Source organism: Alteromonas sp. AMM-1 (assembly GCF_047290655.1).
Classification (GTDB): Bacteria; Pseudomonadota; Gammaproteobacteria; order Enterobacterales; family Alteromonadaceae; genus Alteromonas; species Alteromonas mangrovi.
In genome coordinates this window covers 1-10,501 of sequence record NZ_JBLBUE010000122.1, presented here as the reverse complement: position 1 = coordinate 10,501, position 10,501 = coordinate 1, and the positions used below count along the sequence as shown (strand labels likewise).

Genomic DNA, 10,501 nt, shown 5'->3' with positions numbered 1-10,501 from the left:
CTTGCCTACGCCCGTTCCTTCGACAACGGAGACAGTTGGCAACAAAACAACGGCAAGCCTTACTCCTTGCCGATTACGGAGCAAGCATCTGACGTAGTCATGCCTATTCCACAAAGCCGCAAATTGATGAATCCGCCTGTGGTAATGGCCGATATCAACAGCCGGCCTTTTATTGCCAGCTACTGGGCCGATTCACCCACTGACATCCCTCGTTTTCAGGTGGTCTATCCGCTTCCTCAACCCAATACCTGGCAGGTGATTAAAGCCCCCAAAGCGGCTCAGAATTTCGAATTAAGTGGCCATGGCACCAAACGCCCGCCCCTATCACGCGCCGTGATCCTGCCCGCGGAACAAGGCGGCGTCACGTCACTGCATATTATCTATCGCGATGACTTTCAGCGCGGTCAGGTGATGGGCCTAACCATGCGTGATATTGCTTCATCAAACTGGGAATCCCACGTACTGCATCCACAAAATGTGGGGGCCTGGGAACCCAGTATCGACCCAATTCAATGGATACACCACGGCAGGGCAGACATGTTGCTTCAGCGCGTTGTGCAACTGGATGGTAATGATGCCCAAAGTGCACAGGTTGCCCCCAGTCACATAGGCGTGCTGAGCTGGCAAGCCAGCCTGCACTAAACAATAAGGATATCACTATGTTTACACTGTTTCGCCCACTCCTGTTTACGCTGGGCATGTGTGCGCTGTGCACCCACGCAGCCTTACCCGACAAAGCCACTGTGCAAGCCTCATTAACCAACATGGCCAATTGGCAAATTGCCCACTTTCGGGACGATTACGGCCGACAGCACGACTGGGACAACCCCATTAACGGCTGGCCCTATGCAGCTATGTATATTGGCATGGAGCGCTGGGCGAACATTGCTCCAACAGAACGTTATTATGAATTTTTACTGAGCGTTGCCAACGAAAACAAATGGGAACTGGCCAAGGCTGAATACCACGCTGATGATCAGGCGATTGGTCAGCTTTATCTTTCTCTGTACAACAAGTATCAGTCGGATCACATGCTGGCAAATACCCTTAAACGCACTACGCATATTATGAACAACCCCAGCCAGCAACCCATGCGATTGAACAACTATAAATACACTGAGCGCTGGACCTGGTGCGACGCGCTGTTTATGGCCCCGCCGGTATGGGCTAAGCTCGCGAATATCACCGGCAACAAGCAATACAGGGACTTCATGTTCGCGGAGTATGTAGCAACAGCCAATCATCTTTACGACACCGAAGAACACCTCTTTTACCGCGACGAACACTATATTGGCGTGAAAGAGCACGAGCGTAAAATCTTCTGGTCGCGCGGCAATGGCTGGGTATTTGCTGGCCTGGCATTGATTCTGGAAGACATGCCCGACGGCCCGCAAAAAGCCTATTTTGAAACCCTGTTTACTGATATGGCAAGCGCCATTATTAAGCTGCAGTCTGAAGCCGGGTTTTGGCCCATGAGCTTAAAAGCAGGAGACGTGTACACTACCCCTGAAACGTCGGGCACGGGTTTCTTTACCTTCGGTTTGGCGTGGGGAATCAACAACGGCTATCTGGATAGCACTACCTATTTACCTGCGGTAGAAAAAGGCTGGGCGAATATGAACTCGCATATTACCGACACGGGCATGTTAGGCTATGTACAACCTATTGGCGCTGCACCCGGAGAAGCTTGGCCAGATAAAACCGAAGTGTATGGCGTGGGCGCATTTTTAGCTGCGGGCAGCGAGTTTTATAAACTGCTCAACATATCAGAGGATCAATAGTTCAGATTGAATCCAACGCGGCCCTTGGTTAAGCTGGGCCGCAATGGAACAGGTGACTATGTGACACCAACAACTCAGCGATAATTCAATGACGAATCCACGCACACTTTGCCGATACCTAATACTGCTCAGTACCCTACTTGTGTTGTTAAGCAGTTGCAGCAGTACCCCTGCAAATCCTCCTACACTTGAACAGCGAGTGGTAATGTCGCTGGAAGACTACTTCACCGAAGGCCCTGGCGCGTCAACCCCGGTTACGTCGTTGCAGTTATACGGCAGATTAAACGGCAAGCTGGTAGCCGAAGCCACCATTAAGCACAACGCAGGCTGGCGGGAACTGCTTAGCGACGGCATTGCGGCGTTGGAAGGTAAAGCGTTTGGTGAACTTACGCTGTGTTTTGGTTACAACTACACGCTCACGCCAATGCCGCTGAAATCCCCTAGCAGCTATCAAACCGCAATAGGTGTGAAAGGCGTAGAGTTTCACTATGAAGACAAATCCATTAACTATTGTGGTCTCAAAGCGATTAGCCTGAATCAGGCCCCCTGGCGCATTCTTACGCACTTTGCCAAAACCATTAACGTAAGTCTGTCTCAGCTTAATACTACTGATATCCCCTTTTACACCTACGACAACCACCAGTTTTATTTTGACATGGCTACCAATACCGCTACGCCGCTTTATCGCGGTAATGAATTGGTAAGTTACGACGATATTTCGCAATCATCGGTGCAAGCAATGAGTGAGCGGCTAGCCAGATGGCTGCTAAACAATACCAATGAAAATACCGGCGAAACGACTTATAAGTTCTGGCCTAGTCCAAATACATTTTCGACATCCAACAACATGATCCGTCAGTTCATGGCAAGTTACGCCATGCAAGTTTGGGCGAATACCACGCAGGCACCACCGGCCAGTGAACTAGCACATAAAAATCTTCAGTTTAACCTGAACACCTACTACAAAACCGATGGTGATATTGGCTACATAGAATACAGCCGCAAACGCAAGTTAGGAGCCGCCGGGTTGGCTGCGCTGTCTATTTTAACCTCAACGCGGGCCAATGAGTTCAGCGTTCCCTTTGATGGTTTGGTGAAAGCAATTGATGAGCAATGGCAACCCAATGGTGCGTTCCGTACTTTCATTCGTCAGGAGCGCAATGATCTGCATAACTTCTATCCCGGCGAAGCCATGTTTTTCTGGGCACACTGGCTGGAGAAACAACCAGACGACGCACGTCTGCAGCAGTTTTTAACCAGTGCCCATTACTATATGGACTGGCATTTTGCTAACCGCAACCCGGCATTTGTGCCCTGGCATACCCAGGCGTATTACAAGGTATGGCAACAAACCGGCGATGCGTTTCTGCAGTCGTCCATCTTTACCATGAACGACTGGTTAATTGAAAAACTGCAATTAATGGAAGAACGCGACGGCTTTGATTATCCGGATTTTGCGGGTCGGTTTTATTATCCGAAAGGCGGCTATGGCCCGCCTCATGCCTCGGCTACCGGTGTGTATCTGGAGGGATTGGCTGATGCGTGGGCTCTCGCCAAAGCCATCAATGATACACAGCGCCAGGAAGCTTACCGCCAGGCTATTATTAAAGGTATTCGCCACGCCATGCAGCTTGAATTCGCTAACGACATCGACATGTATTACGTTCGCAATAAAAAAGCAGCCCTGGGCGGACTGCGCTCGCGGGTATATGACAATGAGATCCGTATGGATAACGTTCAGCACAACTTGTTGGCACTGCTCAAGATTTTACAGCGCTTCGACGAAGCGGATTACAGCCTGTCAGTCAGATAGCGACAGGCTCATGGTGCGCCAGTCGTCTTCCACTCTTGCACCCAGCTGTGTATAAAACTGCCTGGCAGCCTGATTATGGGTAAGTACTTCCCATTTCATCCGCGAGCTGCCCTGCGCCTTACCAATCCGTTTAGCTTCCAGCATCAGCGCCTGACCTACGCCACGCCCTCGGTAAGCGGCGGCCACATACAGCTCTTTTACAATCAACCAGGGCGTAAGATCGTAGGTAAAAGGCTGAAAGAAATACACCAGGATCCCAGCAATATCAGTTGACTCTGAGTTCGCGCCTGCTGCTTTCGCTACCAGAATACCAAAGGTATTGCGCTGCAAATATTGCTGTTCCAACACCTCAAGGGTAACTGCAAACTGCGCAAGATACCCCTCGAAGTCGGCCAGCTCGCGCATTAGCCCGAGCACAGCGGGCAAGTCCTGCTGACTTGCCCTACTTATTTTTAAGGCCATATCAGACATCGGCTTTCAACGTAAAGCCTTCGTCCAGCCAACCGGTTACACCGCCAATCATTTTCTTAACCGGGCGACCTAATCTTGCCAGTTTGATAGCGGCCTTTTCGGTAGCATTACAGTGCGGGCCAGCACAATACACCACAAAAATAGTATCATCAGGATAGCTGCTCAACGCCGCTTCGGTAATGTTGGCGTGAGGTAAAAACTCCGCGCCTTCGATATAGCCCTTTTTGGCCGTATCGATGCCGCGTACGTCCAGCAATACGAAGTCATGCAAATTATTGTTAAGCGCGTAATGCACGTCCCAACAGTCTGTTTCAAACGTAAGTAAACGTTGAAAATGGGCTAACGCTTCTTCTGATGATGCGGGTCTGGGTCTGACTACGGTTGAAAACATGTTGGTGCTCCTTGTAAGTTGATGGAAGCATTATGCGCGGTATTTTTACTCGCCCATATTGTCTAATTAGACATCTATCGATAATATTTAGACATTCACAAGAATTCGAGATAAACAATGAAAGTAGTGATTGTGGTTGCAGAACAGGTGTCGCTGTTTGAACTGGCTAGCGCCGTAGAACTGTTTGCGCTACCCCGGCCTGAGTTTAAACACTGGTATAGCACCGATATCGTGGCATTTGGAAAAACAGCCCTTTCGGGGCTGTGCGATAGCACCTTCAGTTGCCGACAGGTTACCCAATTGCCCGAGTGTGATTTGCTGGTGATCCCCAGCTTTCCGGTGTCTATCACTACCATCGACAGCACATTAAAACACGCCGTATTACAGCACTATCAAAAAGGCGGCCGTATCATCAGCTTTTGTTCCGGATCGTTTTTGCTGGCAGCATTGGGATTACTAAACGGCAGAATAGCTACCACACACTGGCGATATGCGAGCACCTTTAAGCAACGCTTTCCGCATGTTACCTATCAGGAAGACATTTTATATCACTACGACGGCATCATTGGCTGCTCAGCAGGGAGCGCAGCAGGGTTGGATCTGGGGATTGAAGTAATTCGCCAGGATTTCGGCTATCACGTGGCCAATACCGTGGCACGACGGTTAGTACTGCCCGCTCACCGCAACGGCGGGCAGTCTCAATTTGTAGAAAAACCACTGCCACAAACCAAATCGTCGGTGTCCCAGGCTCTGGACTGGGCAGTAAAACACTTGTCACCAGAGCTAACCATTGACGACATTGCCAATAAAGCCAGTATGACCCGCCGTACGTTCGACCGGCATTTTAAAAAGCACTACCACATGACGCCGCTGGAGTGGCTTCAAGCCCGTAAGCTGGAAGTGGCCAAATCACTGCTGGAAACCACACAATTAGGCCTGGATCACATTGCCGAGCGCGCGGGTTTCGACAACGCCATTACCCTTCGCTACAACTTCAGAAAGTATCTTTCTATTTCGCCCAGTGAATATAAAGCCACGTTCGGTGCGTTAAAGAATGCTTAGTCTTAAATTTAAGATATTATTTTGTAGCTAAATTCTGGTGTTAAACTGGGTGAAGAACACAATTTCATAGTAGGTATCTCCATGGCAATTTTACTGTTTCCGGTATGGGCCGTTTTGGTTAGTTTGCTGGCCTATCTGTATCCCGAGCCCTTTATTCAGTTGAAATCCTGGATTGTGCCCCTGCTGGTTATGGTGATGCTGGGTATGGGAATAACCTTAAAATGGGGGGATGTCGGTAGAGTAATCGCATTTCGCAACATTGTTGGTTTAGGGGTTGCTATTCAGTTTATTGTGATGCCACTGGCCGCCTGGCTTATTTCCCTTCTGCTAGGCCTGAATAGCGAACTCATGACAGGTATGATGCTGGTAGGTGCAACCGCCGGTGGTACGGCTTCAAATGTAATGACTTATCTTGCCAAAGGTGATGTAGCGTTATCCGTTAGCATGACAATGATGTCGACATTGGTTGCTGTGGTTATGCTGCCTGTCCTTACCTGGCTCTATTTGGGTCAGGACATTGATGTGCCTGCGGCATCAATGCTCACGATGTTGATTAAGGTAATACTGCTACCCATCGCCGCGGGTATGCTGCTCAATCATTTTTTCTCAGCCCGGTTGAGTGCGTTAACCCCTTGGTTTTCACGCTTCTCTGTTACGGCGATACTGCTGATCATTGCCATTGTGGTGGCATTAAACAATCACAACCTCAACAACCTGGTTTGGCCGGTTGTGATTGCTGTAATGCTACACAACCTGACCGGCATGGCCTGTGGGTACTGGGCTGCCCGCAAACTCAACTATGACACCGTTGTTGCCCGTACCGTTGCCATTGAAGTGGGTATGCAAAACTCAGGATTAAGCGTGGCATTGGCGTTAAAGTATTTTTCTGCTGCCAGCGCACTGCCTGGCGCGCTATTTAGTATTTGGCACAACCTGTCGGGCGCATTATTCGCCAGCTATTGGCAGAAAAAAGATAAACCGTAGGATAGCGAGAGCATGGCAATCTAATTTAGGCCACACCAGTCTGTATCATTATGAATTGTCGAGGTGTCAAAGTTCGTGCAGTGAACACGACCTCGACTGCACGTTGAAGAATGAAGTTTCGTTGAAACCTTTGGCACCAAAGCCCTCATCGTTTCGCATCGTGTTTAGTAGATTATTATAATCTCTCGATTACTTAAAAACGGAGAGCGGATCGAAAAGTCTATTAAACGCACCGCTACGAATGCAGACTTTAATATTTCAGTGGTCACTTTAAGGCTCATAAGTCAGGACAATGCTAACTGCGATGAGCACAATACAGACATAAAAAAGCCCCGCTATTGCGAGGCTTAATGATACTGCCGAAAGAAGTAAATCAAGCAGCTTTCTTTTTGCGTGAAAAACCGATGCCAGCTAAGCCAAGGCCGAAGAGAGCCAGCGTAGCTGGCGCTGAGGCTGGAACTGATCCACTAACTTCAGCATAGTTAACGGCCAGCTGATCCATCCAAAACCAGCTTTGTAAAGATGATTCAATAAAACGGATCTGATCAAAGTCACTTCCTGCTAGCGAAATATTAACCGTAGAGCCATTTCCAGCAATTCCAGCCGAGGATACAACTACATCATTCAAAAGTGCCTGTATAGTAAATGTGTAATTCGCCCCATGTGCATACCAATCAAACGACGCTTCCGAAACAACGTCGTCAAAAGTAAATGTGGCTGTCGTCTGTCCTTGATCAACATAACAGTTGTCATAGATACCAACACCGATGTAATTCGATCCACTGTAACTGAAAGAGCCAGGCAGGCAGGCGCCAGCCCCGTAGAGAAGGATCGAGTTATCAATATTCGAAGATACGGTCAATCCCTCACCGACAAACTGGGTATTCAATACTTCCCAGCTATAAGCAGCTTTTCCCGCTTCAAATCCGAATACCTGGTCTGCTCCCGTTAAAGAAGAACCGCCAACAGTAATAATGCCGGCATTAGCAGATCCTGCAAACAAAAGCGCCAGTGTGCACACAAATTTTTTCATCGGACTACCCTTTTAAACGACGTCTACAAATTTATATTGACCTTGAAAAGCAAATCACATACCAAAATTTAATCAATTGATTTAAAAACAAAATATCAATATGTTGACCCATCCGGTGTAACAAAGTGTAAAAAAAATTGACAATTTCCATGTGTTGACAATCCGGCAAACACCATTTGGCAAGGTAGTAAAGCAGAGCCACTACTACTTGCTTAAGATACTGAATCAAGGTAGTTTTTCGCAGGCTTTTTTGCCTTAACCTCCAGCCTGAACACAAATCATTCTCAATCAACAAATCATTTAAAATCAATACCTTAAACCAAAGAACTATATATTTTATCAAATCAAAAAGGTAGACTCCCGCATTACTTAAATTGGTGCTGCGTTTGTCAGCTAACTTTTAGATCCAGGCTGTTATGGGTTCACTCAATTTATCGCAAAAAACCTACCTGATTATCTTCACCACACTGCTGGTGTTACTCGTACAAAGTGTGTTGGTGCTTAACACCATGTCTGATATTAACGAGTCCACTGAAAATCAGAGCAAAGTTATTGTGCCGTTGACTGCCAGCGTCGCAACTCTGCAATTAGACATCGTTCAGGTGCAACAATGGTTGACTGACATAAGTGCAACCCGAGCACAAGACGGTCTGAACGACGGCTTTGAGAGCGCAGAAAAATTTGCCAATCAGGCCTTACAGCAAATGGATATCATCAGCAGACTGTTGCCGTCCCAGCAAGGGCGAATCAGCAGTATACGAGCGGCTTTTACAGTGTATTACGACACGGGCAAAAAGATGGCTCATGCTTATATAAATGGCGGTCCAGCTGCCGGTAATAAAATAATGGGGGAGTTTGACCAGGCCTCTGAGAGCCTTCAAAATCAGCTGCAACCGCTACTGCAAGCTGCTTCTGACCTGGCAACACAATCAGAACAAGAAGTGCAAGAGAATACCCGCTTTGGTACAAACGTCTCTATTGCCTTACTAGTTTTAGCCATCCTGATTACCGGGTTACTTACCTGGTTTGTAAAGAAATTAGTGTTAAAACCACTTGGTCACTTAGAGCATATGTTTGCATCACTTCTGGATGGCAAAGCAAACCTTACTTTTCGGTTTAACGTTCGTCATAAAGACGAGATTGGCAATATCAAGCATAGCTTCAACCTGTTTCTGGACAAAATATTTGGTTTAGCCGATGAACTGCGCAACAAATCAGAAAACGTCGTTGACGACCTTGGGCCTATGGAAGAACTATTTGCAGTCGTCGAGCAAAATGCGAACCGCCAGATTTCGCATACCGATTCGCTATCAGCCGCAATGAATGAATTATCGGCAACATCCCGTGATGTTACTGAAAACACAAGGGTTGCAGCCGAGCGCATTACCTTGGCTACGAGCCAAGTACAAGATGCTACTGCTCTGGCAGAAAAAAATAGAACACAAACGGAGCAAATTGCTTCTAGCATAAACACGTCAGCGCAAACCATTAACGAACTCAATAGCTACACCAAAGAGATCGTGGCAATGGTGGGGACTATTCGTAACATCGCTGACCAGACCAACTTGTTGGCGTTAAACGCGGCAATTGAAGCTGCCAGAGCCGGAGAACAAGGTCGAGGTTTTGCTGTGGTAGCCGATGAAGTAAGAGCCCTTGCCAGTAACACGCAAAAATCGACTACCGAAATAGACAACATCATCACAACGCTCCAAGCTACTACGCAAACAGCAGTGAATGAAATGACTCAGTGCCGGGATGACGTCAGTATCTGCGTGACCGACGCAGAGCAATGTCAGCAGGAATTAGTATCAGTGCAGCATATCATGGCTGAAATTAATGAAATGACTTTCTCCATTACCACCGCAATGAACCAACAGACGCAGGTAGTAGAAGAAAACTCACAGAGTCTGTCTGAACTTTCGGCCATGTCTTATGACTCTGAAAAAGGTGTCACCCAGGCTCGGAAACGAGTCACCTCTTTACACGACAGTGCCCATGAACTGAAAAGCTTGTCTTTCACCTTTAGCGGTCAGTGATCAAGAGCAAGTGTAACGGGATCTGTGATGTCGCTGTTAAGGATTATTTACCTATTTTTGTTGCCAGTATTGGGGTTGTTTACGACCACAAACTCGATTGCCTCTGACCAGGCGGCCAGCTGGGATTTTGGCATCAGCTATACTGCAGAGCTTATGCACAACGCCCGTGGCGGACTGGAGACAGGCTCAACCTATATGGATATCGCCGAACTCAATTTCACACGAAGCAGTGACAATGGTCAGTGGTATGGTTACCTTTTTTACACCAATAACAATTCATTCAGTGCAGATAAAGTGGGTGATACCCAGGTAGTCAGTAATATTGATTCAGAGCAAATGCTGCGTGTCATGGAACTGTGGTATGAAACCGAAATCTCCTTTGGCATCAATTTAAAAGCCGGTTTATATGACCTGAACAGTGAGTTTGACGCCATAGAACCAGCCGGGTTATTTCTCAACTCATCCCATGGTATCGGTCCCGATTATTCCCAAACCGGTGACATGGGGCCATCGATCTTTCCCTTTTCAGCCCTGGCCATTCGCATTGCCTCTGATCTCGGCGCTGGCTGGTCATTACAAGGCGCAGTGATTGACGCAGTTGCAGGGGACCCAGAGCACCCCAAACGCACCGACCTCACATTAAGCTCAGAAGATGGCGCTTTGCTTGCCGTTGAAGCGAATTATAACATCCACAATTGGCGATTTGGCATTGGCGGCTGGCAATATACTCAGCCGACGGAAGTACTCAGTGAAGAACGTCTTGAGCACAATCACGGTATTTACGCATTAGTGCGCATTCCGATTAACTTGAACAGCCATTCCGGTTTTATTTGAACACCTCAGATCAACGCATCGTTGGCTAGTCGTTTTTTACCTTAAGTGTTCAAGTGGCGTCAACGGTCGCCAGTGTTTTTCGCATTGATTCCCCTT

General features: G+C 47.7%; 10 protein-coding genes. 7 read left to right on the top strand and 3 right to left on the bottom strand.

Going from position 1 to position 10,501, the window contains the following annotated elements; translation table 11 throughout:
* The 3 genes from ACLR2L_RS15385 to ACLR2L_RS15375 all read left to right on the top strand — a co-directional run.
* On the top strand, positions 1–642 hold a 642-nt coding region (locus tag ACLR2L_RS15385), incomplete at its 5' end, for a BNR-4 repeat-containing protein (RefSeq protein ID WP_413369314.1).
* A 17-nt stretch (positions 643–659) separates the two neighbouring features.
* Complete coding sequence (locus ACLR2L_RS15380; protein WP_413369312.1) at positions 660–1,781, top strand: glycoside hydrolase family 88/105 protein; 1,122 nt, start codon at positions 660–662, stop codon at positions 1,779–1,781.
* An 88-nt stretch (positions 1,782–1,869) separates the two neighbouring features.
* Entirely contained in the window at positions 1,870–3,594 is a 1,725-nt protein-coding gene (locus tag ACLR2L_RS15375; RefSeq protein WP_413369310.1) for a hypothetical protein, read from the top strand.
* Here ACLR2L_RS15375 and ACLR2L_RS15370 read toward each other — a convergent pair.
* Together ACLR2L_RS15370 and ACLR2L_RS15365 are read right to left on the bottom strand one after the other, a co-directional pair.
* On the bottom strand, positions 3,583–4,065 hold the full coding sequence (locus ACLR2L_RS15370; RefSeq protein ID WP_413369308.1) for an N-acetyltransferase family protein: 483 nt from the start codon (positions 4,063–4,065) through the stop codon (positions 3,583–3,585). The genes ACLR2L_RS15375 and ACLR2L_RS15370 overlap by 12 nt on opposite strands.
* Positions 4,058–4,456 (bottom strand): rhodanese-like domain-containing protein, encoded by a 399-nt coding sequence (locus ACLR2L_RS15365; protein ID WP_413369306.1) that lies wholly within the window; start codon positions 4,454–4,456, stop codon positions 4,058–4,060. The genes ACLR2L_RS15370 and ACLR2L_RS15365 overlap by 8 nt, the downstream gene beginning before the upstream one ends.
* 117 nt (positions 4,457–4,573) lie before the next feature.
* Between ACLR2L_RS15365 and ACLR2L_RS15360 the strand changes: the two genes are divergently transcribed.
* Both ACLR2L_RS15360 and ACLR2L_RS15355 read left to right on the top strand, forming a co-directional pair.
* Complete coding sequence (locus tag ACLR2L_RS15360; RefSeq protein ID WP_413369304.1) at positions 4,574–5,518, top strand: helix-turn-helix domain-containing protein; 945 nt, start codon at positions 4,574–4,576, stop codon at positions 5,516–5,518.
* Positions 5,519–5,599: 81 nt separating this feature from the next.
* Positions 5,600–6,502: a bile acid:sodium symporter family protein gene (locus tag ACLR2L_RS15355; protein WP_413369303.1), complete on the top strand. Its 903-nt coding sequence runs from the start codon at positions 5,600–5,602 to the stop codon at positions 6,500–6,502.
* 373 nt (positions 6,503–6,875) lie between these two features.
* Here the strand turns inward: ACLR2L_RS15355 and ACLR2L_RS15350 are convergent, their stop codons facing one another.
* Complete coding sequence (locus tag ACLR2L_RS15350; protein WP_413369301.1) at positions 6,876–7,535, bottom strand: PEP-CTERM sorting domain-containing protein; 660 nt, start codon at positions 7,533–7,535, stop codon at positions 6,876–6,878.
* Between the two features lie 416 nt (positions 7,536–7,951).
* Between ACLR2L_RS15350 and ACLR2L_RS15345 the strand changes: the two genes are divergently transcribed.
* A complete protein-coding gene (locus ACLR2L_RS15345; protein WP_413369298.1) occupies positions 7,952–9,571 on the top strand; it encodes a methyl-accepting chemotaxis protein in 1,620 nt (539 codons plus the stop codon).
* 27 nt (positions 9,572–9,598) lie between these two features.
* Entirely contained in the window at positions 9,599–10,405 is an 807-nt protein-coding gene (locus tag ACLR2L_RS15340; protein ID WP_413369295.1) for a carbohydrate porin, read from the top strand.
* The last annotated feature ends 96 nt before the right edge of the window (positions 10,406–10,501 follow it).